At 70.5% G+C, this 23,726-nt stretch carries 22 protein-coding genes; 12 read left to right on the top strand and 10 right to left on the bottom strand.

What is annotated here, in order from left to right; genetic code table 11:
- The first annotated feature begins 36 nt into the window (after window positions 1–36).
- Window positions 37–1,005, top strand: a complete 969-nt coding sequence (locus QTI33_RS27055; RefSeq protein WP_286509463.1) for an AraC family transcriptional regulator — start codon at window positions 37–39, stop codon at window positions 1,003–1,005.
- Here the strand turns inward: QTI33_RS27055 and QTI33_RS27050 are convergent.
- From QTI33_RS27050 to QTI33_RS27020, 7 genes are all read right to left on the bottom strand, one after another.
- Window positions 989–2,203 (bottom strand): PP2C family protein-serine/threonine phosphatase, encoded by a 1,215-nt coding sequence (locus QTI33_RS27050; RefSeq protein WP_286509462.1) that lies wholly within the window; start codon window positions 2,201–2,203, stop codon window positions 989–991. The genes QTI33_RS27055 and QTI33_RS27050 overlap by 17 nt on opposite strands.
- 2 nt (window positions 2,204–2,205) lie before the next feature.
- Window positions 2,206–2,700, bottom strand: coding sequence for a Rab family GTPase (locus QTI33_RS27045; protein WP_286509461.1), 495 nt, complete (start codon window positions 2,698–2,700; stop codon window positions 2,206–2,208).
- A gap of 13 nt (window positions 2,701–2,713) precedes the next feature.
- Window positions 2,714–4,576: an OmpA family protein gene (locus QTI33_RS27040; protein WP_286509460.1), complete on the bottom strand. Its 1,863-nt coding sequence runs from the start codon at window positions 4,574–4,576 to the stop codon at window positions 2,714–2,716.
- Between the two features lie 200 nt (window positions 4,577–4,776).
- The gene (locus tag QTI33_RS27035) at window positions 4,777–5,400 is read right to left on the bottom strand and encodes a hypothetical protein (protein ID WP_286509459.1); all 624 of its coding nucleotides are present in this window, start codon (window positions 5,398–5,400) and stop codon (window positions 4,777–4,779) included.
- Between the two features lie 52 nt (window positions 5,401–5,452).
- Window positions 5,453–5,890 (bottom strand): ATP-binding protein, encoded by a 438-nt coding sequence (locus tag QTI33_RS27030; RefSeq protein ID WP_286509458.1) that lies wholly within the window; start codon window positions 5,888–5,890, stop codon window positions 5,453–5,455.
- Window positions 5,890–6,246, bottom strand: a complete 357-nt coding sequence (locus QTI33_RS27025; protein ID WP_286509457.1) for an STAS domain-containing protein — start codon at window positions 6,244–6,246, stop codon at window positions 5,890–5,892. The genes QTI33_RS27030 and QTI33_RS27025 overlap by 1 nt, the downstream gene beginning before the upstream one ends.
- A gap of 183 nt (window positions 6,247–6,429) precedes the next feature.
- Window positions 6,430–10,731: a GAF domain-containing protein gene (locus QTI33_RS27020; RefSeq protein ID WP_286509456.1), complete on the bottom strand. Its 4,302-nt coding sequence runs from the start codon at window positions 10,729–10,731 to the stop codon at window positions 6,430–6,432.
- 166 nt (window positions 10,732–10,897) lie between these two features.
- On the opposite strand from QTI33_RS27020, the gene QTI33_RS27015 reads away from it, so the two are divergent.
- From QTI33_RS27015 to QTI33_RS26970, 10 genes are all read left to right on the top strand, one after another.
- Window positions 10,898–11,425 carry a hypothetical protein gene (locus tag QTI33_RS27015; RefSeq protein WP_286509455.1) on the top strand — a complete coding sequence of 176 codons (528 nt, stop codon included), beginning with the start codon at window positions 10,898–10,900 and terminating at the stop codon, window positions 11,423–11,425.
- 14 nt (window positions 11,426–11,439) lie between these two features.
- A complete protein-coding gene (locus QTI33_RS27010; RefSeq protein WP_286509453.1) occupies window positions 11,440–11,703 on the top strand; it encodes a hypothetical protein in 264 nt (87 codons plus the stop codon).
- 28 nt (window positions 11,704–11,731) lie between these two features.
- On the top strand, window positions 11,732–12,661 hold the full coding sequence (locus QTI33_RS27005; RefSeq protein WP_353506362.1) for a LysR substrate-binding domain-containing protein: 930 nt from the start codon (window positions 11,732–11,734) through the stop codon (window positions 12,659–12,661).
- A gap of 144 nt (window positions 12,662–12,805) precedes the next feature.
- Window positions 12,806–14,887 carry a DUF4387 family protein gene (locus QTI33_RS27000; protein ID WP_286509452.1) on the top strand — a complete coding sequence of 694 codons (2,082 nt, stop codon included), beginning with the start codon at window positions 12,806–12,808 and terminating at the stop codon, window positions 14,885–14,887.
- A 24-nt stretch (window positions 14,888–14,911) separates the two neighbouring features.
- The gene (locus QTI33_RS26995; protein WP_286509451.1) at window positions 14,912–15,931 is read left to right on the top strand and encodes a Bug family tripartite tricarboxylate transporter substrate binding protein; all 1,020 of its coding nucleotides are present in this window, start codon (window positions 14,912–14,914) and stop codon (window positions 15,929–15,931) included.
- 11 nt (window positions 15,932–15,942) lie between these two features.
- Complete coding sequence (locus QTI33_RS26990; RefSeq protein WP_286509450.1) at window positions 15,943–17,304, top strand: acyclic terpene utilization AtuA family protein; 1,362 nt, start codon at window positions 15,943–15,945, stop codon at window positions 17,302–17,304.
- Window positions 17,304–17,630: a DUF4387 domain-containing protein gene (locus QTI33_RS26985; protein WP_286509449.1), complete on the top strand. Its 327-nt coding sequence runs from the start codon at window positions 17,304–17,306 to the stop codon at window positions 17,628–17,630. Before QTI33_RS26990 ends, QTI33_RS26985 begins: the two co-directional genes overlap by 1 nt.
- A gap of 116 nt (window positions 17,631–17,746) precedes the next feature.
- On the top strand, window positions 17,747–18,724 hold the full coding sequence (locus tag QTI33_RS26980) for a LysR family transcriptional regulator (protein WP_286509448.1): 978 nt from the start codon (window positions 17,747–17,749) through the stop codon (window positions 18,722–18,724).
- Window positions 18,725–18,904: 180 nt separating this feature from the next.
- Window positions 18,905–19,864 (top strand): helix-hairpin-helix domain-containing protein, encoded by a 960-nt coding sequence (locus QTI33_RS26975; RefSeq protein WP_286509447.1) that lies wholly within the window; start codon window positions 18,905–18,907, stop codon window positions 19,862–19,864.
- A gap of 111 nt (window positions 19,865–19,975) precedes the next feature.
- Window positions 19,976–21,304, top strand: coding sequence for an NAD(P)/FAD-dependent oxidoreductase (locus QTI33_RS26970; RefSeq protein WP_286509446.1), 1,329 nt, complete (start codon window positions 19,976–19,978; stop codon window positions 21,302–21,304).
- An 80-nt stretch (window positions 21,305–21,384) separates the two neighbouring features.
- Here the strand turns inward: QTI33_RS26970 and QTI33_RS26965 are convergent, their stop codons facing one another.
- On the bottom strand, window positions 21,385–21,636 hold the full coding sequence (locus tag QTI33_RS26965) for a hypothetical protein (protein WP_286509445.1): 252 nt from the start codon (window positions 21,634–21,636) through the stop codon (window positions 21,385–21,387).
- A gap of 160 nt (window positions 21,637–21,796) precedes the next feature.
- Between QTI33_RS26965 and QTI33_RS26960 the strand changes: the two genes are divergently transcribed.
- Complete coding sequence (locus tag QTI33_RS26960) at window positions 21,797–22,351, top strand: DUF4124 domain-containing protein (protein ID WP_286509444.1); 555 nt, start codon at window positions 21,797–21,799, stop codon at window positions 22,349–22,351.
- A gap of 3 nt (window positions 22,352–22,354) precedes the next feature.
- Here the strand turns inward: QTI33_RS26960 and QTI33_RS26955 are convergent, their stop codons facing one another.
- Window positions 22,355–22,678 (bottom strand): DUF1161 domain-containing protein, encoded by a 324-nt coding sequence (locus tag QTI33_RS26955; RefSeq protein ID WP_286509443.1) that lies wholly within the window; start codon window positions 22,676–22,678, stop codon window positions 22,355–22,357.
- Window positions 22,679–22,686: 8 nt separating this feature from the next.
- A complete protein-coding gene (locus QTI33_RS26950; protein ID WP_286509442.1) occupies window positions 22,687–23,721 on the bottom strand; it encodes an L-idonate 5-dehydrogenase in 1,035 nt (344 codons plus the stop codon).
- Between the last annotated feature and the right edge of the window lie 5 nt (window positions 23,722–23,726).

Below are 23,726 nucleotides of genomic sequence, written 5' to 3'. Positions count from 1 at the left end.
GGTTTCCGAACGAGCGTCTGGAAAGGAGCGCATCCCATGGCGACGGATCACACCCACACCCGCGATCTCGACGAGGCGATCGAGACGGTCGGACAGGTCTATTGCCAGCACGAGCTCAAGCTCCATGCCCGGGCGCGCAGCATCGACACCACCCTCGACATCTCGGGCTCGGCGCGCCAGCCGGTGGTGCGCCTGCGCTACGGCGCACCGGTGACCGTGGACGCCGGCCGCTTTCCCGACCTGTTCCTGATCATGCGCTGCACCGGGGGCCAGGGCCGGGTGCGCCAAGGCCGGCGCGAGGCGTCATGGACGCCCGGTGGAACGCTGCCGGTGTCGGCCAACCTCGGCACCGAGTTCGGCTTCGGCGCCGACTTCGCGCAGACCACGGTCAAGCCCGACAAGCACAAGCTGGAGGCGCTGTGCGGCCGGTGGCTCGGCCACCCGCTCGACGATGAACTGCGCTTCGAGCTCGCGCCCTTCTCGAGCGCCCTGGAGCGCACCTGGACCTCGACCCTGGCGCTGCTGGACGGCGGCGGCTCGCCCGCGCTCTCGGCCGCGGCCGAGGCTTCGCTGGAAGAGTTCCTGCTCACCGTGCTGCTGCAGCAGCATCCGCACAACTTCAGCGACGAACTGGCGCGGCCGCAGCCGACGCTGGCGCCCCGCCTGGTGCGGCAGGCCGAAAGCTACATGCAGGCGCATGCCGCGCAGCCCCTGACGGTGGCCGAGGTGGCGCGCAGCCTGGGCGTCAGCGTGCGGGCGCTGCAGGCCGGCTTCCAGGCGCACCGCCAGAGCACGCCGATGGCCTACCTGCGCCAGGTGCGGCTCGAGCGCGTCAGGCAGGCCCTGCTCGCGGCGGACGCATCGACCAGCGTCACCGAGGCGGCGCTGCAGCATGGCTTCTTCCACCTCGGCCGGTTCAGCGCCCACTACAAGGCCTGCTTCGGCGAAAGCCCCATCGCCGCGCTGGCGCGGGTGCGCCGGGGCCGCGTCAGAGCGTCATCTTGAGGATGGTGAAGTCGTCCTCGAGCACGCCGGGGCCGTGCGCATCGCGCGCGCAGTCCAGCAACCGGTCCAGCTCCGACGCCCCGTCGGCCACCGGCTGCGTGAGAACCTCGGCCAGGTCGGAGAGTTCGAGCATCGAGCCGTCCGGCCGGCCGACCTCGTAGGTGCCGTCGCTGAAGACGTAGAGCCGGGCCGGCGACGGCAGGACGCAGCGCTCCTCCTGGTAGCGGGCGGCCGGCGAGATGCCGATGCAGGGGCCGTTCGCCGGCAGCGGCCGGCCCTCGCCGGCGGCTTCGCAGGGGCCGCTCACCAGCAGCGCGGGCGGATGGCCGGCCGAGGCATAGCGCAGCTCGCCCGTGGCGCGCTGATAGACGCCATACCAGACGGTGGAGAACAGCTCGCCATGGCGCTCCATCTGGTAGGCCTGGTTGAGCGCGGTCAGCACGGCGGCGGGGCTGCGGAAGTCGGTGCGCTGCAGCGCTTCCGAGCGCAGCGTGTCGGCCACCGCCACCGACAGCAGGGCCGATCCCACGCCATGGCCGCAGACGTCGATCAGGTAGAGCGCGAAGTGCTGGTCGTCGACCCAGTGGTAGCCGAACGAGTCGCCGCCCAGCTCGGTCGACGGCACGAAGCGCCAGTCGATCGCGAGCGGCTCCTCGAGCGGCGGCGGCAGGATCGCGCGCACGTAGCGCTCGGCCTCGCGCAGCTCGTCCTGCAGCCGGTCGTGGGTGAGCTGCAGCGCCTCGCGGGAGGCGGCCAGCTCGCGATGGGCCAGGGTCAGCTCCTGGTTGGCCGCCTCGAGCTGCGCGATCAGCCGGGCCTCGCGCTGGCTCAGCAGGGTCATGTCGTAGGCCTTCTGCTGCACCAGCCGCGCTTCCTCGTACTCCGCCGTGACGTCGAGCAGCAGGATCCAGACCGTGCCGTCGTCGGCGAAGAAATGGACGTCCGCCACGCGGCCGCTGGGCATTTCCATCGAGCGGATCAGGAACGGCGTCTCGACCAGCGGCAGCAGCCCTTCGAGGAACGGGATCTGGTCGCTCGCCAGGCCGCCGCAGCGCAGGCCGGTCAGCCCGTAGTGGTCCAGGTGGCCGCCCGCCTGCACCAGGTCCTGGGCCTCGTCGACCACCAGGTGGGCGAGCACGCGCTGCGCGTGCAGCAGCATCAGCAGCGAGTCGGAGATCCGCGCCGGCAGGTCGAGCATGGCTATCGGGCGAGCAGCGCCGCCAGTTCCTGGAAGGTCTCCTCGACCGCGGCCCCGGTCTTGGCGCTGGTGCGGCGAAATTGCCAGCCGGCAGCTTCCAGCTGCGCGATCCGCTCCATCGAGATCGTCCAGTCTTCCTCGAGGTCCGCCTTGTTGAGCAGGGCGACGAAGGGGACGCTGCCGATCTCGGCATCGACCCGGCCCTGGATCGAGACCGCGGTGTCCAGCGTCTCGGGCCGGGTGCCGTCGATCACCAGCAGGTAGCCGGCCGCGCCGCGCAGGTAGCTCACCCGCACCGCCGCGATGTCGTCCTCGCCGGCGATGTCCCACAGGATCAGCGCCATCTGCTCGCTGCCGACGGTGAGCAGCTTCTTGTCGATCTTGACCCCGACCGTGGTGAGGTAGGCGTCCGAGAAAATGGTGTCGACGAAGCGGCGCACCAGGCTGGTCTTTCCGACGCCGAAGGCGCCGAGCAGGCAGATCTTTTTTTGCAGCATGTGTGTAAGCGCCTCAGTCTCCGGTGCTGACGCCGAAAGATACGCGCCGGTTCATCGACAGCTCGTCCTCGCTGGCGCCGGGGCGCAGCGGTTCGAGCGGGCCGGCACCGCGCACCGTGAGCACGGAAGGATCGACGCCGCGCGCGCGCAGCATCGAGCGCACGACCTCGGCGCGGCCCACGCTGAGGGCCAGGTTCGAGGTGTCCTTGCCGGTGGCGTCGGCGTGGCCGACGATCGTCACCTTGACCGGGAAGCCCTGGTCGCGGGCCACCTGGGCGAGCTCGCGCATGTAGCCTGCGACGGCATCCAGCTTGGCCTCCTGGTCGGCCGCCGGCCGCGGCATGCTGAAATCGAAGTGGATCAGCTGGGCCTGGATGGCATCGCGCAGCCGCAGGTAGTCCGGGTCCTGCACGTCCTTGAGGGCGCTGAGGTCGACCTTGGGCGCGCCGGCGGGCAGGGTCTGGACGAAGGCCCGCGCCTTTTCCATCCAGCGCTGGGGCGCGTTGCCGCTGGCCCGGATGCCGCTCGCGTCCTGCGCCAGGATGACCGTCGGCGGCGGGTCGAGCGTGGCCTGCAACCGCTTCAGCACGATGGCCGGATGCAGCGCCTGGTAGGGTTCCCAGCGGCCGATCACGCGCGCGGGGTCCAGGTCGGTCTGCGCCAGCAAGGCTTCCGGCTGCGCGGCCAGCGGGTCGCGCAGGCCGGCCACCAGCCACTTGCCGTCGCGCCGTTCGGCGCCCATCACGACGATGCCGGGCTGGTCCTGCAGGCTGGCCACGTAGGCGTCGACGTGGCGGCGCTCGATGATCCGCTGGCCGATCCACCAGCCCAGCGCCCCCAGCAGCAGCAGCGGGATGAGCCACATCAGCGGCGAGACCTTCCTGTGGGTCTCGGCGGCCTGCGACAGCAGGCACAGCCGCAGCTGCGGCTCGGCTTCCTCGAAAGGCGCGGTGTCGCCGGCGAATTCCTCCAGCGCGCCGCGCCACTGGTCGTGGACCGAGCCCAGCGTCTCGCCGAGCCGGGTGCGCAGCATCGCCGGCGGCGTGCCGTGGATCACGGCGGCGAGAAACGCCGACGGACCTTCCTCGCACCACAGCAGCAGGTCGCCCAGGCGCAGGCTGTCGATGCCGCCGCTGCTGGCGCCCCCGCTGGCGGATTCGTCGAACGAATCGCGCACGAAATCCTGGATCGCCGAGAGCATCGCCGACACCAGCTGCGGATCGCGCGTGGTGGCGTCGTCGCGCGCCACGTGGGCCAGCAGCAGGCCGGTCTTGCGATGGATCAGGAACAGGTGGTCGACCCGGAACACGGCCGTGTGCTTGAGCACCACCTCGGCGAAGCTGCTGCCGGTGCGCCAGGCTTCGATGCGCCACTTGAGTCCGCGCCACGACAGGCTGTGCTTGAGGGCCTGGTTCAGCGACTGCAGCGAGCCTTCGAGGGTCTCGGCGATGGCCTTGCGGATCGCCGGCCCCATGACGGGGTACAGGATGTCGACCATCCGGCCGGGGTTCTTCTGGATCGACGCCTGGGTGGCGCGCTCGACCGTGGGCGAGATCGCCAGGCCCAGGCGGTCGTCCTGGGCCGCCGCCAGCGCGAAGGCTGCGGGCAGCACCGAGCCCACCGCATCGGCGAGCTCCTTGGGATCGTCGAACTTCTGCTGCAGCCGCGCCAGCGCCACCCGCTCGCGTTCGAGCAGCACGCGGCGCATCGCGTCCAGCCGCGGATCGGCTTCCAGGCGGCTCGGCAGGGTGGCCGCGACGCCGGGATCGACGCAGCGCGCCAACTCCAGCAGCAGGGCGGCGAGCCGCTCTTTCTGCGCCTCGTCGGAAGGCTCGCCTGGCGCGTGCGTCGCAGCCAGCGACAGGCGTGCGTTCACCGCGCCTCCGCTCGGGCGCGCGCCCGTGCCTCTGGCGCTGCGCTCATTTCAGTTTTCCACCACGCCATCGCGTGACCCGCGGCACGTGAAACCGGCGCACCGGGATGCCAGGGATACCGCGGAACCGGCTTTGCCGGGCCGCTGGTATCGCCCCCTGGAGGGGGAGGCGCCGCAGGCGCTTCGGGGGTGTTTCATGTCGATCAGCCGCCGTGGCCGTTGCTGCCCTTGGGCGCAACGTCCTGGTTCAGGCATTTGGCGATCTCGACGAACAGGCCCGCGAGCAGGTTGCGGTCGGTCTTGACGTTGCTGAGCTCGGCGAACATCCGCTCGGTGGTGGCGCGGGCGTCGTCCTGGCGCTTGCGCATCTCCTCGCGCAGCACCTGGACCTCATGGCTCAGCCGGTCGGTGAACTCGCGCTCCTGGCGCGCCAGCTGGTCGGACAGCTGGGCCAGCCGCTTCTCGAGCGTCTGCGTGTGGTCGCGCAGGCTGCGCTCCAGCTCCTTGTCGGCGTCGGCGCGCAGGTCCTTTTCCTCGCGGAACTGGCCGGCGACCGATTCGAGCTGCTTCTTCATCGTCGATTCGAGGCTGCTCAGGCCGCGCGACGACTCGGACTCCATGTCGCGCATCCGTTGCGCGAAGCGATCCTCGAGGATCGAGAAGCGCTTGTCGTAGTCCTGCATCTGGTTGCCGAACAGCAGCTCGCGCATCTTGTCGACCCCGGAACTCTCGCCCGCGCCGTTGGGTTGGCCGGCGGCGAGAGCCGCCTGCGCCGCCAGCGCGCTCTGGGTGTCGATGCTCATGGAGGGTTTGGCTGCAGTTGCCATGGAGAATGCTCCTCGGTGGTGGGTTGACGATGGGTGGTGAAAACAAGGGCGCTCAGGGCGGCGCCGACGCCCGGAACAGGAGGGTCAGGCAGTTGCGCCCGTCGTGGTGGCTGTAGCGAAGCCCGTCGGAGAAGCGGCGCACGATCGGGATGCCCCAGCCGCCGATGCGCGCGTCGTCGATGCTGGTGGCCGGCGCCGGTTCGGGCACCTGGCGCGGATCGAATTCGCGGCCCTCGTCCTCGACTTCCAGGGCCACGTCCTGGCCCTGCCAGCCCAGCCGCAGGAAGATGTTCTGCGCGCCCTGGCTGCAGGCGTGGGTCATGATGTTGGTCACCACCTCGGTCGAGCAGAGGTCGAGGTTCAGCGTGACGCGCGGCGGCAGCCGCTGGCCTTCGGCCCAGTCGTGCACCCAGGCGCTCACGCGCGCGAGTTCGCGCAACTCGCTGCCGACGGTGAGGGAGGCTTGCGGCTCCCCGCCGGTGGCGGCCATCAGCGGCTCCCGGCCCCCGCCATCAGGGCGCTGCAGGCGGTGTCGACGTCGGGGTACACCGGGATGATCGTGTCGATGCCTGCCATCTTGAGCACCTCCGCCACCAGCGGTTGCGGACTGGCCAAGGCCATGACGCCACCGCGCATCGACTGCGCCCTCGCGTTGACGACCAGGGTGCGGATCCCGATCGACGCCAGGAACGAGACCTCGGACAGATCGACCACCGCGAGCAGCTTGCGGTTGGCAACCAGCGCCGACAGGCGCACGTTGATGTCGTGCCCGCCGATGCTGTCCATGCGCCCGACCAGACTGATCTTCTCGACACCGTCGGCCAGTTGCTCGCTTCTCAGATCCATACGCTCTCCGCAGTCGTTTTCGATGGGGGGCTGGTCGGGTTCGTCGTCCACCTGCTTCGCACGCAAGTTCTTGTTTCTAAAAGAAAACAAGACGCTCTGGCGAGCAACAAATAGAACCTTTTTCTAGCTTACGCCCAATTTGCAGCCTCGTCGACAACGGGGCCTCATCAAGCCGATGGACGCTCAGCGGTCCTTGCGCGGTGGCACGTTGTGCAGGGCCTCGACCAGCCGGTCGACCCTGATCGGCTTGGTCAGGTAGTCGTCCATGCCGGCCCCGATGCACATCTCCTGGTCGCCCTGCATGGCGTTGGCGGTCATGGCGACGATGCGGGGCCGGCGGCCGGCCTCGAACAGCGCGCAGATCTGCCGGGTGGCGTCGAGCCCGTCGAGCTCGGGCATCTGGACGTCCATCAGCACCACGTCGTAGGTCTGGCGCTGCACCGACTCCACCGCCTCGATGCCGTTGGAGGCCAGGTCGGCGCGGTAGCCCATCTGCTGCAGCAGGCGCAGCGCGAGCTTCTGGTTCACCACGTTGTCCTCGGCCAGCAGGATGCGCAGCGGATGCCGGGCCGCCATCGTCGGGTCGAGCTGCGGCTTGGCGCCGGCGCTGTCCGCGGGCCGGCTGGCGACCGACTCGTGCGCCAGCAGGCTCACCAGGGTGTCGAACAGCGCCGACTGGTGGATCGGCTTCGACAGGTAGGCATTGAACAGCGACTCGGCGTCGCCGGCCTCGCGCCGCCCGAGCGAGCTGAAGAGCACCAGCGGCAAGGCGGCGTGGCTGGCGCGGATGCGGCGCGCGAGATCGACGCCGTCCATCTCCGGCATGTGCATGTCGAGGATGGCGAGGTCGAAGCGCTCGCCCTGGGCCAGCCAGCCCAGCGCCTCCGCCGGCGATTCGGTGGCGCGCGAATCCATGCCCCAGCGGGCCGTCTGGAGCGCCAGCACGCGCCGGTTGGTGGCGTTGTCGTCGACGATCAACAGGTGCTTGCCCTGCAGCTCGATCTGCACGCCGCTGACGATGCGGCGCTTGCTCGGCGGCGCATCCGAGGTCGCCACCTCGAGGGTGAAGAAGAAGGTCGAGCCCGTGCCCGGCCCGTCGCTCTCGACCCACATGGTGCCGCCCATCAGCTCGGCCAGCCGCTTGCTGATCGCCAGGCCGAGGCCGGTGCCGCCGTACTTGCGGGTGGTGCTGGAGTCGGCCTGCGAGAACGACTGGAACAGCCGGCTCTTGCCCTGCGCCGACAGGCCGATGCCGGTGTCGCGCACGGCGAAGGTCAGCGCGACCCGGCCGCCCGGCCGGGCGTCGGCGCTGACCGTCAGCACCACCTCGCCGGCCTCGGTGAACTTCACCGCGTTGCTCAGCAGGTTGAGCAGGATCTGCCGCAGCCGCGTGAGGTCGCCGCTCACGCCCACCGGCACGTCGCCCTCGAACACGTAGGCGATGTCGAGCTTCTTCTCGGTCGCCCGCGTGCTGACCAGGTCGAGCGCCGACTCCACGCATTCGCGCAGGTCGAAGGGATGGGCCTCGATGTCCATCCGGCCGGCCTCGATCTTCGAGTAGTCGAGGATGTCGTTGATGATGGTGAGCAGGGCGTCGCCCGAGTCGCGGATGGTCGAGACGTAGTCCTGCTGCTCGGCGTCCAGCGGGGTGTCCAGCAGCAGCCCGCTCATGCCGATCACCGCATTCATGGGCGTGCGGATCTCGTGGCTCATGGTCGCCAGGAAGGCGCTCTTGGCCTCGTTGGTGGCCTCGGCGGCGGCCCGCGCCTCCTTGGTCTCGTTGAACAGGCGCGCGTTCTGGATCGCGATCACGGCCTGGTCGGCGAAGGTCTCCAGCAGCCGGATCTCCTTGTCGGCGAAGGCCCCCGGGGGCTGGCGCGAGACGTGGATCGAGCCGATGTAGCGGCCCTCCCAGATCAGCGGGGCCAGCATGATCGCGTAGCTGCCGATCTGCTCGCCGAGCTCGCGCATGAACACCGGCAGGTTCGGCTCGGCCAGCGCGTCGGGGATATGCAGGACCTCGGGGCCGGCCATGGCCTCGCCCATGGGCGAGTGGTCGATCGGCCGCGGGTAGTAGCGCTCGAGCGCCTCGCGGGCCGAGCCGCGGTGGGCGCCCAGGTGCATCATGCCGTCGTCGCCGACCAGCGAGATCCCGAGCTGGGTGCCGGAGAACAGGCGCTGGCAGCTCTCCAGGATCTTGTCGAACACCGGGCGCGCGTCCTCCATCGATTCGCTGATGACCTGGAGCACGTCGGCGGTCGCGGTCTGGCGCTCGAGCGCCTCGCGGGTCTCGGTCGTGAGGCGGACGTTGTCGATCGCGATCACCGCCTGCTCGGCGAACAGGTTGAGCAGGTCGACCTGCCGCTGGGGCGTCGGGCCGGGGTCCGGCCAGGCCATGGTGATGGCGCCGATCGGCTCGCCGTCCTTGAGCATCGGGGCGGCGATCACGCGGCGCCGGTTGCCGGAGTTGGCCAGCCGGCGGTCGTACGTGGGGTCCGACCAGGCGTCCTCGATGCTCAGCGCCTGGCGTTCGAGAATGACGCGCCCGTTCATCTGGGCCCGGTCGGGCGGCGCCGGCCACACCGTGCGCGCCGCCTCCAGCGCCTGCTCGGACCAGTTGCGGGCCGCCGCCAGCTGGACCTGGCGGCCGTCGTAGCTGAAGATCGCGGCGGTCGGGCCCTCGAACAGCCACATGGTGCAGTCCAGGATGGCCTCGAACACCGGCATCACGTCGTCGGGCGATTCGCTGATGGCGCGCAGCACGTCGCTGACGGCGGTCTGGTATTCGAGCGACTCGGTCAACTCGGCGGTGCGCTCCTCGACCTTGTGCAGCGCCACCTGCGTTTCGTTGAACAGCCGGGCGTTCTGGATCGCGATGACCGCCTGTTCGGCGAAGGTCTTGAGCAGCGCCCGCTCGCTCGGCCGGAACGGACCGATCTCGGCGCGCTGCATGCTCAGGATGCCGATGCCGCGGCCCTCCCAGATCAGCGGCGCCGCCAGGTTGGCGTAGCTGTAGCCGATCAGCTCGGCATTGTGGCGCAGTACCACCGGTGCCGCCGGATCGCCCAGCACGTCGGCGAACTCCACCAGGTCGCCGGTGCGGAAGGAGACTTCGGCCGAGGTGCCGGCGAGCGGCATCGGGTAGTTCGCCTCCATCGAGGCGGCGAGCTGCGCCAGCCGCGCCTCGCCGACCGCGGCACGGCCGGCGGCTGTCATCTGCCAGCGGGTCAGCGCCAGGTTGCCCTGGGCATCGACCATCAGCAGGGCGAAGGAGCTGCCGTCGAACAGGTGCTCGCAGCACTCGAGGATCTTGTCGAACACCGGCCCGGGGTCGGCCAGCGAGCTGCCGATGACCTGCAGCACCTCGGCCGCCGCGCTCTGGTGGGCCAGCGCCTCCTGCATCTCGCGGGCGTGGCGCCGGGTTTCGTCGAACAGGCGCGCGCTCTCCAGCGCCAGGCCCAGGCTGGCGGCCACGGTTTCCAGCAGGTGGAGCTCGTGGGCGCCGAAGGCGTATTCGCGTTCATGGTTCTGCAGCGAGATGATGCCGAGCGCGCGGTCGTTGCCGATGATCGGGACGGCCGCCATCGACAGCGCCCAGTCGGTGCCCGGCGCGGGATGCAGGCCCATCCGCGTCTGCTCCTCGCGCGTGTTGAGCACGCCGACCTCGCGCGTGCGCATCAGGCGCGCCATCGGCTCGTCCGGGTCCAGCGGCCGCGCCGGCGGCCGGGGCAGGGGCCGGTTGTGCTCGTAGCGGTAGATCGCCTGCACCAGGTTGGTCCGGTCGTCCCACCACACGATGTTCAGGTTGCCGGAATCGAAGACCTCGCGCAGCCGGTCGCCCACCAGGTCGACGATGGCCTGGAATCCCAGCTTGGCCGCGATCCCGCGCTGGATGGCGTTGATCAGCGCCAGGCCGTCGTTGCGCTGCTGGAGCTCGTCCTGGCGCCCGGCCAGCGCGCGCTGGAGCTGCTCGCGCTCGCGGCCGTGGGCGAGGGCCGCCGCCGCCTGGCGCGCCAGCGCGGCCAGCAGGTCGCGGTGGACGCGGTCGAAGCGGCCCAGCCGGCCTTCGATGTCGGCGTAGAGGCAGCCGAGCAGTTCGCGCTGCACGACCAGCGGCGCGACCAGGCAGGAGCGCTGGTCGCCCGGGGCGGCGTGCTCGGGCCCGTGGCGCAGGCTGGGCTTGCGGCTGTGGCGGGCCTCGGCCAGCCAGGGCCCGATGGCGCCGAGCAGGGACGCGGCGTCCTCGGCCGGCGGCAGCAGGGCGCCGGCGCTGTGCGGCCCGGCCTCGGTCTCGAGCACCAGCAACACCCGCTGCGCCCCCAGGAGCCGGGCGGCTTCATCGACCAGCGCGGCGTGCAGCGCGCCGGCGTCGGCCAGTGCGTTCAGTCGCAGCCCCGCCTCGACCAGGCGCTCGAACGGGTCGCGCAGCGTCCGGCCGGCGCGCGACGGGTGCTTCGACAGGGGGCGAGACCGGGACTCAGCCATGGGGCATGTGCCTTCAGCGATCAGCAACTCGGTGCGCGGGCGGCGCACCACGGCGTGGAGTCTAGCGCCTGACCTGTACAACAAAGGGTATATCCGATTCGTGACTTTTGGCAGGCGCTGCGGAACAATCGCGGGGGCTCCAATTCGCTTACAAGGAAGAACCAAGATGCGCAGGTTGAAGAGGTCGGCGGCTGCCCTGGTCGCGGCGGCGGGGATGGCGCTGGCGGGCTGCACCACCACCGGCATGGGAGGCGGCGAGATCGTCCAGAAGGGCCAGCCCGACAAGCCCGTGCTGTTCTCCTGGAAGAGCACCGATGGCGGCATCACCGGCACCATGACGGCCACGCTGCCGACCGCCACCTTCCAGGGCCCCTTCCTGCAGATCACGCAGCAGACCCAGAGCGACGCCATGGCGCCGATGTGGGGCGGCGGCTGGCCGGTGGGCTGGTCCGACTGGTCCTACTGGGGCTACGGCGGCGTCGCGGGCATGGGCGGCATGGGCATGATGCCGGGCTTCGACGCGGTGCAGTTCGCCACCGTCTACAGCGGCAAGGTGATCGCCAACCTGAAGAGCCCGCAAGGGGGCCTGATGCGCTGCCGGCTGCACATGCTGCGGCCGCAGCAGGGCATGTCGGGCGGCGGCACCGGCGAGTGCCAGATCCAGGGCGGCGCCACCATCCAGGCCAGCTTTTGAAGACAGGAACGCCCGTGCGGGTCCGGCAGCCCCTCAGCGCGGTCCAGATGAAGCTGGTGCTCGAACTGCACGAGCTGCGCCTCGTGTCGTGCGCCGAGTCGAGCCAGCTCCTGGATGCCTGGACCCGCCTGGGCACGTTCTCGAACGAGCAGCGTGGCGCCGTCGATGCCCTGTTCGCGCTCTGCTACGACGACATGATGCGCGGCCTGCACGATGCCGCCGACGGACCCGAGTCGCGTGCCGTGGTCCGCACGGAGCTGATCCGGAAGCTCGGCTGAGCCGGCGGCGCCGCGCCAGGAGCCTGCCATCCAGCTGCGTCACCTGCGCTACTTCGTCAAGATCGTCGAGGCCGGGAGCTTCTCGCGCGCCGCCACCACGATCTTCGTGGCGCAGCCCGCCCTGAGCCAGCAGATCGCGGAGCTGGAGGAAGAGCTCGGCGTCAGCCTGCTGCATCGCAGCGCGCGCGGCGTGCGGCCGACGGCCGCCGGCGACGCCCTCTACCGCGAGGCGGTGGCGATCCTGCGCCAGATCGAGAAGCTGCCCGAGATCGTGCGCTTCACCGGCGGCGAGGTGGCCGGCTCGGTCAGCCTCGGCATGTCCTCGACCCTGGCCTCCTTCCTGGCCGGCGACTTCATGAAGGCCTGCAAGACCGCGCTGCCGATGGTGAACCTGAGCGTGGTCACCGAGGACAGCCTCTCGCTCAAGGCGCGGATCGCGGCCCGCACGCTGGACCTCGCGATCCTGTTCGAGGAAGCCCCCACGCCCGGGCTGATCCGCCAGCCGCTGTTTCGCCAGCGGCTGTACCTGGTCGAGCGCAAGCGCAGTGGGCGCGGCGGCCCGAAGTCGATCTCGCTGGCGCAGGCCGGCGCCCGGCCGCTGGTGCTGCCGAGCCAGCCGAACGCCATGCGCAGCCTGCTCGACAGCCACTTCGCGGCGGCGGGCATCAGGCCGGAGGTGGTGGCCGAGGCCAACATGCTGCACGGCATCCTGTCGGCGGTGCAATCCGGCGTCGGTGCCACCGTGATCCCGATGGGCGACTTCACGGTGGCCACCGGCAGCGGCAGCCTGGCGGCGACGCCGATCGAGCCGGCGATCCACCAGACCGCCCAGGTGGTGTCGTCCGACGGCGCCTCGCTGACCCGGGCCGGCGAGGCGGTGCGCGACCTGCTGGGGGCCTTCGTGCGCCGCTTCCTCGACGAGAAGGCGCCGCCGGGCATGGCGCACATCGAGGCCTAGCGGAGCCCGGCCGCGGCCATATCCGCCGGCTATGGCTGCATACCGAGACAGTATTTTTCAGCCGGCGCCGATCCGCGCACAGTCCGCTCCCATGTCTTCGAGAGCGCAGCAGCCCGCTGCCTCCGGTCATTCAGGAGTCGGGTCATGGCCAAGCTTGTCTATCGTGTGGTGTCCGCCTGTGGCGCCCTGGGTTACGGATTTCCGAGGGCCTCGCTGCAGGCGGCGATCGAGGGCCGCGTCGACGCCATCGTCTCCGACGCGGGCTCGATGGACGCCGGGCCGTACTACCTCGGCACCGGCGAAGAGTACTTCGAGCGCGAGGCCGTGAAGGCCGACTACCTGCACATGGTCGAGGCCGGCCTGCAGACCGGCAGCCCGGTGATCCTCGGCAGTTGCGGCATGGCGGGCGGCCGGCGCAACCTGGCCTGGATGCTCGAGGTGGCGAAGGAGGTCTTCGCCGAGCTCGGCGTCAAGGACGCCAAGGTCGCGGTGATCGATGCCGAACTCGACGCCGAGCTGGTCATCGACGAGCTGCGCAAGGGCGCCCTGCGGCCGACCGGCGTCGGGCCCGCGCTCGACGAAGAGGCGCTGCGCCAGAGCGTCATCGTGGGCCAGATGGGCATCCATCCGCTGATCACCGCGCTCGACAGTGGCGCGCGCTACATCTTCGCCGGCCGGGCCTGCGACATCGCGCTGTTCGCCGCCGACATGGTCCGCCGCGGCATCGACCCGGGGATCGCCTACCACGTGGGCCACGTGCTCGAATGCGGGGCCCTGGCCTGCGATCCGGGGACGCCGTCCGACTGCCTGGTGGCCGAGCTCTACGACGACGGCTCGGCCGTGTTCGTGGCGCCCGACGCCAACCGCCGCTGCACGCCCTGGTCGATCGCCGCCCATTCGCTGTACGAAGAGAGCCACCCGCAGCTGCAGTTCTATCCCGAGGGCATCCTGGTGATGGACAAGACCGAGTTCTTCGCGCCCGACGCGCGCACCACCGGCATCCGCAACAGCCGGTTCGTGCGCTCCTCGAAGCCCTGGCCGTGGAGCATCAAGCTCGAAGGCGCGCGCCGCTTGGGCGCGCGCAAGGTGTCGCTGATCCACATCGATCCGGCCGACCTGCCGAAGATCCCGCCCGAGGTGCTGGTGTACGGGCGCAACGGCGTGCAGGCGCGGGCGGTGGAGGGCGAGGAGCGCGAGCTCGGCATCATCGTCGAGACCAGCGCCGCCAGCGCCGAGGCGGCCGAGACGCTGGCCAGCCTGCTGACCCACTACCTGATCCACTACGGCTACCCGGGCCGCAAGGCGACCGCCGGCAACATCGCCTATCCCTTGTCGCCGAACCTGGTGAGCTTCCGGCGCGAGGACGGGCGCTACGGTGCCATCGTGCCGAGCGGCACCCGCGACCCGGTGTTCTTCGCCAACTACGGGAAGGTCAAGGCCGCGGTGATCGCGCTGATCGAGGCCCAGTTCCCGGAGGCGCTGGTGCAGGCCGAGTACCGGCTGATCGATGCCGATGCCGCGCATCCCGCGGTGCTGCTCCGGACCATCGACGACGATCCGGCAAAGCTCGCCGCGCGCCACGCGGCGGAGATCGATGCGATCACGCGGCTGGCAGCGCCGAAGGCAGGCTCGCACCTGAACCTCGACGCCGCCGACGCCTATGAATGGTCGCTCTACCACCTGCTGCAGAACGAGGAAGTGATCCAGCGCACCATGTTCCCGATCACCTATTTCCGGGCCGAAGGCGCCGCGTGGGTCAGGGAGGGCAGCGAGCGGCCGCGCTATTTCGACATCGGCGTCACCGGCCACGAAGGCAGCCTGGACGACCGCACGCTGTCGCTGATCGTCGACGCGCCGCCGGGCGGCGCGCCGCACGGCGAGCAGCGCCTGCTCGACATGGCGGTGGTGATCCGCAGCAAGGACGCCGGCATCAACCGCCTGACCTTCGACATCGTCTTCAACTCGGCCGCCGACTACGAGGCGGCGCTGCGCTCGAACCTGTTCCACAAGGCCGGCGTGGCGAAGATCCTGCATGTCGACGCCGAGCGCGTGGTCGGCAGCTTCTTCGTCGACAGCTGCAACGCGATCAAGATCTCGATCGACCGGCCCAACATCTCGGCCTCGCCCGACGAACGGGACGTGTTCGGTGCCCAGCAGCAGTCGAAGATCGAGGGCCTGCGCATCCCGGTCTATGCCCACCCGCTCGGCGGGTCCTCGGTGCTCTGACGGATGCGCAAGGCGGAGCCATCGATGTCGCACCTTTCATTTCCGGCACCGGACGGCGCGCAGCGGCGGCGGCTGCTGGGCACCGCGCTCGCCGCGGCCGTGGCCGCCGGCTGGCGGACGGCCGCGATCGCCCAGCCGGCCGAGCCCTTCCCGGCCCGCCCGGTCAAGCTGATCGTCGCCTTCGCGCCCGGCACCGGCAGCGATGCGCTGGCGCGGATCGTGGCGGCCGCCATGGCGCCGCTGCTGGGGCAGCCGCTGGTGATCGACAACCGTTCGGGCGCCGGCGGCGTGACCGGCACCGAGCAGGGCGCCCGGGCGCCGGCCGACGGCTACACCCTGACCCTGGCGACCACCAGCACGCTCTTGACCAACCCGGTGCTCAACCCCAAGGTGCGCTACCGCGCCGAGCGCGATTTCGTGCCGGTCGCGGGCCTGGCGCGGACCGCCTTCGTGCTGGTGGTGGCCGATACGCCCGAGGCGCCGCGCAGCGTCGCCGAACTGAACCAGCGCCTGGCCGAGCAGGGGGGCTCGTTCGGATCGCCGGGCGTCGGCACGATCGGGCACCTGGCGGCCGAGTACTTCCTGAGCCAGGCCGGTCGCAAGGCGGTGCACGTCCCCTATCGGGGCAGCAGCGCCGCCCTGACCGACGTCGCCGGCGGCCAGTTGCTGTTCGGCTGCGACACGCTGGTCGCGGCGCTGCCGCTGATCCGGGGCGGCCGGCTGCGGGCGCTGTTCGTCACCGCCGCGCAGCGGCTGCCCGCGCTGCCCGAGGTGCCGACCGCGGCCGAAGCCGGCCTGCCGCAGCTCAAGCTGTCGGCCTGGTGGGGTCTGGTGGCACCGGCGGCCACGCCCGCGGCCACCGTCGCCACCCTGTCCGAGGCCGCGACCAAGGCGCTGGCCCTGCCCGAGGTCAAGGCCCAGCTGGCGAGCCAGCAGCTCGACCCGATGGCGCTGCCGTCGACGGCCTTCGGCACCCTGATCCACGCCGAGCTGCCGTTCTGGAGCGACTTCGTTCGCCAGACCGGCATCCGGGCCGAATTCTGAAAGCACCTCCCATGAACGAACTGCGCATCGTCGCGCTCAACGGCTGCCTGGGCTACGGCTACGAACTCGAAAGCCTGCAGCGCGGCGCCGACGCCAACCCCCACATGTTCGGCGCCGACGCCGGCTCGACCGATGCCGGGCCCTACTACCTGGGCAGCGGCACCTCGATGGTCCGGCGCGAGCAGGTGAAGCGAGACCTCTCGTTCGCGCTGGCGCAGTCGCGTGCCTGCCGGGTGCCGCTGGTGATCGGCTCGGCCGGCATCGCCGGCGGGGAGCCCAACCTGCAGGCGGTGCGCGAGGTGCTGATCGAGACCGCGCGCGAGCAGGGCCTGGCGTTCCGCCTCGCCACGATCCACGCCGAGATCGACAAGTCGGTGGTGCTCGACGCCTTGGCGAGCGGCGGCATCGAGGCCATGCCCGGTGTGCCGCCGCTGGCCGTGGAAGACGTGCAGGCGAGCGTGCGCATCGTCGGCCAGATGGGCTGCGAGCCTTTCGCCCAGGCGCTGGCCGATGGCGCCGACGTGGTGCTGGCCGGCCGGGCCTGCGACACCGCGATCTACGCCGCGCTGCCGATCGCCCGCGGCTTCGACCCGGGGCTGGCGCTGCACCTGGCCAAGATCATGGAATGCGGCGCCCAGTGCGCGCTGCCGCAGGGCACCAACGACTGCCTGCTCGGCACCTTGCGCAGCGACCATTTCCTGGTGCGGCCGCTGTCGCCGCGGCGCGTCTGCACGCCCGAATCGGTGGCCGCGCACACCATGTACGAGCAGGGCGATCCGCTGATGCTGCACGAGCCGGAGGGCCGGGTCGACCTGCGCGATGCGGTGTTCGAGCAGGTCGATGCGCAGACCGTGCGCGTCGGCGGTTCGCGCTTCCTGCCCACCACGGCGTTGCAGATCAAGCTGGAGGGCGCCCGCAGCGCGGGCTTCCGGGCCTTCGCCCTGGCCGGCATCCGCGACGAGGCCATCGTCGGCGCGCTCGACGGCATCGAGGCCACGGTGCGCGCGGCGGTGCGCCGAAACCTGCCGGCCGAGGTGCCCGCCGCCGACTACGAGATGGCGTTCAAGGTCTACGGCCGCGACGCGGTGCTCGGCCCGCGCGAACCCCGGCGCGGCCGGCCGGGCCACGAGGTCGGGGTGCTGATCGAGGTCGTGGCCCGGACCCAGGCCCTGGCCAGCCATGCGCTGTCGCTGGCCCGGTCGTCGCTGCTGCATTGCCCGTTCCCGGGCCGCAAGACGACGGCCGGCAACCTCGCGTTCCCGTTCTCGCCCTCGGACACCGCGGCCGGCGAAGTGTTCGAGTTCAGCGTCTATCACCTGCTGCGGGTGGCCGACCCCGGGCGGCTGTTCGCGATCGACATGGAGCGCGTCTGATGCCCACCCTGCAACAACTCGCGAGCGTGCTGCGCAGCAAGAACGCCGGCCCGTTCCAGATCACGCTCGACGTCCTGTTCGCCGACGGCGCGACCTGGCAGCGGGTGCTCGATGCCGGCGTGCTCACGCCGCAGGCGGTGGCGGCGCTCTATGGCGTGGACGCGGCGCAGGTGTCGATCATCCCGTTCGGCAGGGTCCACGCCATCAAGGTGACCGTGCCTCGCACCACCGGCAGCCGCGGCAGCGGCTCGGCCTTCGACCGCGATGTCTATGGTGCACAGCAGCATGGCCTGCTGGGCGGCATCGAGTGCGCAGATCCGCCTTGAAGTCAGGGGATTGACTCTGGTCAAGGAGGCGGCCGATTCGGCCCTTTCCTGGTGTTGAATCGGCCTTAGTATGCAGACGCTTACTCTTGCGTCCATGCCAAAGGTCCAGTGCACCCATGCAGCAGCAAAGAAATGACAGCGGCGAACTCAATTTCTATCTTCTGAAGTGCCTGGTCGCGCTGGTTAACCACTCGCATGTCTCGCGCGCCGCCGAGGCGCTGTCGGTCAGCCAGCCGGCCATGAGCCGGGCGATGAGCCAGCTGCGCACGGTCACCGCCGACCCGATCCTCGTGAAAGGCGGCACCGGGCTCATTCCGACCGCCAAGGCGCTCCAGCTGCGCGAGTTCGCCGAGCGGATCCTGGGCGAGATGAGCGAACTGCTGGGCAACGCGGTGGCCTTCGACCCCCACAGCACCCCCTACCTGTTCCGGATGGTCGCCACCGACTACCTCGAATGCCTGTTCATGGAAGGCCTGGTGCAGCATTTGGGCAGCCGCTATCCGGGCATCGCGATGTCGGTGCAGCACCCGGTCCACCCTTCGCAGTTCAACAAGGTGCTGGAAACCGGGGAGGTCGACTTCGCGGTCGGCATCCTGCCGGCCAGCCTGCGCGAGCTGCGCCACCGCCTGCTGTTTCGCGATCGCATCATCTGCGTGGCACGCGCCGGCCACCGGGCGGTCGGCCGGACGCTGTCGGCCATCGAGTTCGCCGCGCTCGAGCATGTGGTGATCATGCCCAACACGGTCAACTGCTTCGGCGAGGTGGTCGACCAGGCGCTGGCTGCCCAGGGGCTGGCGCGCAACCGACGCTTCGTCACCCCGAACTATCTCACCGCCCCGCACCTGCTCGAGAACACCGACATGGTGGCGCTGCTGCCACAGTCGCTGGCGGCCCGCTTCCAGAAGCGTTTCGGCCTGGCCGAGCTGGCGCTGCCGGTGGAGGTGCCGGAATTCGAGGTCTACATCTCCTGGCACGACCGCACCCACCGCCACGCCGCCCACATCTGGTTCCGCCAGCAGGTGGTGCAGAGCCTCGATGTCGACGCCCAGGGGCCCGATTGGGCTTACGCATTGATGCCAACATTCAATAAGTGAATAGCGTTCATCCATTCGTGGCATGGACAAGGGCCGGCGGAGTCCCAATACTGGGACATCGCCCGTTGATTCGGCAAGCAACCACGGTCCGCCGGGACCCGCACCTGTATCGATAGCGATCCGCTTATGTCTTGTACGATCCGAACCGTTGACGACCTCGCGCAACTGCCAGATGCCCAATTGCTCGCCTGTTTCGGCGCCCTGCGGACTGCCATCCACGAGGCCAGGCGCCAGCATTCGGATGCGCTGCGCGACCACCTGATCCCCGCCGGCTCGCCGTTCGAGTTCCGCGCCTTCGACTGGCGCCCCCGGGGCTCCCAGCGCTTCAACATGCCGGCGCAGCTGAGCCCCGAAACGCCGATCGACGAGATTTCCATGCGCTCGGGGGCCCGCGATGCGCTGCGCAACCTCAGCATCTTCTGCATCGACGACCTGTCGGCGATCAGCGAGCAGGAGCTGCTCAACGAAGAGGCGATCGGCGCCAAGACCGTGGGCCGGCTGCGCGAGGCGCTGGCGCGCGTGGGGCTCGACTTTCTTCCCAACGCCACTGCGGCGGGTGCCGGCCAGGCTCGCCAGGCGGACGCCGCCGCCCCGGCCGGCGCCGAGCCGGAGGCAGCGATGGCGGGCCCGGGGCGGCCGCGGTTCGTGGAGGTCCGCAAGCTGCTGAGCGAGCAGGCGCGCCAGTCGCGCGACACCAGCGTGAGCGAGAGCATGGACTGGATGGGCCTGTACGCCTACCCCTCGCAACTGCTGCGGCTTCGCCCCGGCGATTCCGGCGTCTTCGTCTGCCCGCCGGCCTGGCGCGGGCGCCTCGGCACGGTCTGCGGGGTCTGGGTCAAGGGCAACACCGACTGGGCCGCGCGCTTCCCGCCCGACACGCCGTGGAAGGACGTGTTCTGGACCGAGGCCCATGTCGACGGCCTGAAGGTGGTGCGTGCACCGCTGGCGGGCGCCTCGGCCCGGGAGCTGCCGCGGCACTTCGTGTTCGCGCCCCGGTCCGCCGTCTCCATGCCGGAGCCCGGCCTGCCCAGGCTCGACCAGGTGGTCTCGCTGTGGCGCAGCCCCTCCAAGGCGAACGGAGGGCGGCGGGTCGGGCCGCCCAGGGACCTGGCGATGGACGATCAGGCGGCGTCCGGCTGAGCGGCGCAGAAGCGGCCGATCCTGCGACTTCACGGCGGGCCCTCGATCCGGGGCCTGCGAGCCCGGCACAATGCGGGCCGCATCAAGTGAAATCAATGGAGAGCCGGAGTCATGGAACCAAGTCAGGAATGCGATGTGCTGGTGGTCGGCGGCGGGCCGGGCGGCTCGACCATCGCCACGCTGCTCGCGCGCCAGGGGCGGCGGGTGGTGCTGCTCGAGAAGGAGCATCACCCGCGCTTCCACATCGGCGAGTCGCTGCTGCCGGGCAATGTCGAGCTGTTCGAGCGGCTGGGCGTGCGCGACCAGGTCGAGAAGATCGGCATGCCCAAGTTCGGCATCGAGTTCGTGCCGCCGGACCTCGACTACCGCAGTTATGTCGATTTCTCCGAGGGCTGGGACCCGACCAAGGACTCGGCCTGGCAGGTGCGCCGTTCGGAGCTCGATGAACTGCTGTTCCGCCACGCCGCCAAGGAGGGCGCGCTGACCCTGGAAGGCGCCCGGGTCCGGCAGGTGGATTTCGACGCCGAGGGCGCCACCGTGCAGGCCGTGCTCGACGATGGCGGAACCCGCCGCTGGCGGGCGCGCTTCGTGGTCGATGCCAGCGGCCGCGACACGCTGCTGGCGACCAAGTTCAAGTCCAAGAACAAGAACCCGGACCACAACAGCACGGCGTTGTTCGGCCACTTCCGCAATGCGCGGCGGCTCGAGGGCCGGCGCGAAGGCAACATCAGCATCTGCTGGTTCGAGCACGGCTGGTTCTGGTTCATCCCGCTGGCCGACGGCACCACCAGCGTCGGCGCGGTGTGCTGGGCCTACTACCTGAAGGCGCGCGACAAGCCGCTGAAGGACTATTTCCTCGACACCATCGCGATGTGCCCGGAACTGCACGACCGGCTTGCGAACGCCACCTTGGTCGACGACGCGGTGCACGCCACCGGCAACTTCTCGTACGCGAGCACCCATGCCACCGGCGAGCGCTACCTGATGGTGGGCGACGCCTTCACCTTCATCGATCCGATGTTCTCCTCGGGCGTGTTCCTGGCGATGCAGAGTGCCTTCGATGGCGCCGACCTGGTGGCGACGGCGCTGGACCGGCCGGCCGAGCTGGCGGCGGCGCGCCAGGCGCTCGAGAAGCGCATGCGGGTGGGGCCGCGCGACTACTCGTGGTTCATCTACCGGGTCACCAACCCGACGATCCGCGACATGTTCATGCACCCCAACAATGTCTTCAAGGCCAAGCAGGGCCTGATGTCGCTGCTGGCGGCCGACATCCACCACCAGGGGCGGGCGTACCGCCGCTCGCTGTGGATGTTCAAGGTGCTGTACTACTTCATCTCGGTGGTGAACTGGCGGCGCACCTATGGCGGCTGGAAGCGCCGCCGCGACAACATCCGCGATTGGGGTCCGCTCAAGGGCGAGACCATCCTGAAGGCGGATTGAACGGCAGCGACCCGGCGATGGCGGCCATCAGCGGGGCCACGGCGGCGATCAGCGCGGCCCCTCGAATCGCAGGCGCCGCGCTACTGCCCGATCACCGACCAGCCGGCCTGCTGGTTGGTCTTGTCGTTCTCGTATTCCCAGCGCGTGCCGCAGGCGTCGCAGCGGTAGCTGGTGACGTTGACCGTGTGGCCGTCGCGCTCTTCCTTGCGGCTCGACTGCTGCACCAGTTCGGCATGCCCGGGCGCGCGCCGCCAGTTGCGCTGGATGCCGGCGCATGACGTGCACAGCACCATCTTCTTCAGTTCGGCTTGTCGGTTGGATTCGTTCGCCATGGCGCTGCTGCTCTCTCGTGATGGGGTGGCTCGGTCGGGCATGTTAACTGGCCGATCGGGGCGGGAAACGGACCGTCTCGCCCTGGGGATTCTGCCCGTCGAGCTGAAATCCTTCTCGGAGTCTTGAGGACCCCGGCACAATGGATGCGCCATGCGCCGGATGTCCCTCATCTTCTCGCTGCTCCTGCTGCTCGGCCCGGTTGCCGGCGCCGAGGTGGTGCGTTGCGCCGACGCGGCCGGCAACGTCAGCTACACCGATGGCGCCTGCCCGGCGGGCGCCCGCGCGGTGGGGCGGGTCACGCTCCCCGAAGCGGCGCCACCCGCCGCCGACGGCGGCGACCGGCCAGGGGCCGTGCCGCGCGAGCCGCCGGCGTCCCCGGTGCGTGCGCCGCCGGCGCCTTCCGGCCCGGTCGTGATCGACTCGCGCGGCAGCAGCGGCGCGAACAGCAACCAGCCGACCGGCGATGGGCGCTGGAGCGACCGTGGCAGCGACCCGATGCTTGTCGACGACGGCTATTCCTATCCCGGCTACCCGGGCGCCTATGGCCGGCCCGTGCCTCCGCGCGACATGCGGCCGCGGATCCGCAGCTGCGACGCGGGCGGCTGCGACGACCGCCAGGGCAACCGCTACAACCGCTCGGGCCAGCTGGAGCGCTACCGGAGCATCGACGGCAAGACCTGCCAGCCGATCGGGACGACGACGGTCTGCCGCTGAGTCCTAGCGGGGGCAATCGCCGCCGACCGAGACCGTGCCGTCCTTGCACTCGGTGAGGATCGGCTCGCCGCGCGGTCGCGCCGGGGCTGCCCCGGCCCCGGTGCCCGGTTCGCGCTGGTAGACGATCTTCTTGCTGCCGAGCTCGCAACTGCCCACCACCTGGCCGGCCGCCACCGCACCGGCATCGACCGTGGTGACGGTGAATCGCGTCACGCCGGCGGCGGCGATCTTGGCTTCGATCTGCGCGCGCAGGGTCTCGCAGGTTTCGGCGGCCGCGGCCGCGCCGGCGAACGCACAGGCGATGGGGAGCAGCCACGTTCTGGTCATGATGGATGTCAGTCGAAGTTCAGGATCACCTTCATCGCCTGCGAGCGATCGGCCGCCAGCGCGAAGGCGCGGGCCGAATCGCGGTACGACAGCGTGGCCGAGATCAGCGGCTTGACGTCGACCAGGCCCTTGTTCAGCAGTTCGACCGCGACCGCGAATTCCTCGTGAAAGCGGAAGGCACCGCGCAGGTCGAATTCCTTGGCCACGATGGTGTTGATCGGCAGCGTCATCTCGCCGCCCAGGCCGAGCTGGACGATCACGGCGCGCGGGCGCAGTGCGTCGAAGGCGCCGACCAGCGCGCGCGCATTCCCGCTGGCCTCGAACAGCACGTCGAAGCTGCCCTTGTCGGCCGTGAAGCGCTGCAGGCCTTCGGGGTCGTCGGCGACGTTGACCACCTCGTCGGCGCCCACCTTGAGCGCCTTGCCCAGCGTGTGCGCGCCGACGTCGGTGGCCACGATGTGGACCGCGCCGGCGCGCCGCGCCGCGATGATCGCCAGCGCGCCGATCGGGCCGCAGCCCGTCACCAGCACCCGCTTGCCCAGCAGCGATCCGGCGCGGCGCACCGCGTGCAGCGCCACCGACAGCGGCTCGGCCATCGAGCCCTCGCCGTCGCTGACCGAGTCGGCCAGCTTGTGGGCCTGGTGGGTCTCGACCACGATCTGCTGGCGGAAGGCGCCCTGCACGTGCGGGGTGCGCATCGCGCTGCCGTAGTAGCGCATGTCGAGGCAGTGGTTCTGCAGGCCCTGCTGGCAGTAGCTGCACAGGCCGCAGGGCCGGCTGGGGCTGATCGCGACGCGCTCGCCGACGGCGTAGCCGCGCACGTCGGCGCCCACCGCCTCGATCATCCCGGCCACCTCGTGGCCGAGCACCATCGGCTCCTTGATGCGCACGGTGCCGAAGCCGCCGTGCTGGTAGTAGTGCAGGTCGGAGCCGCAGATGCCGCCGCAGCGCACCCGCACCTGCAGCTGGTCGGGCCCGAGCGGGGCGGTGTCGAACTGTTCGACCCGCAGGTCGCCGGGGGCGTGGATGACGAGCGCTTCCATGGTGT

The sequence above is a fragment of the Variovorax davisae genome (assembly GCF_030316845.1).
GTDB lineage: Bacteria > Pseudomonadota > Gammaproteobacteria > Burkholderiales > Burkholderiaceae_C > Variovorax > Variovorax davisae.
Note: the sequence above shows the minus strand (reverse complement) of the source record. Positions and strands in the feature narration are given on the sequence as shown.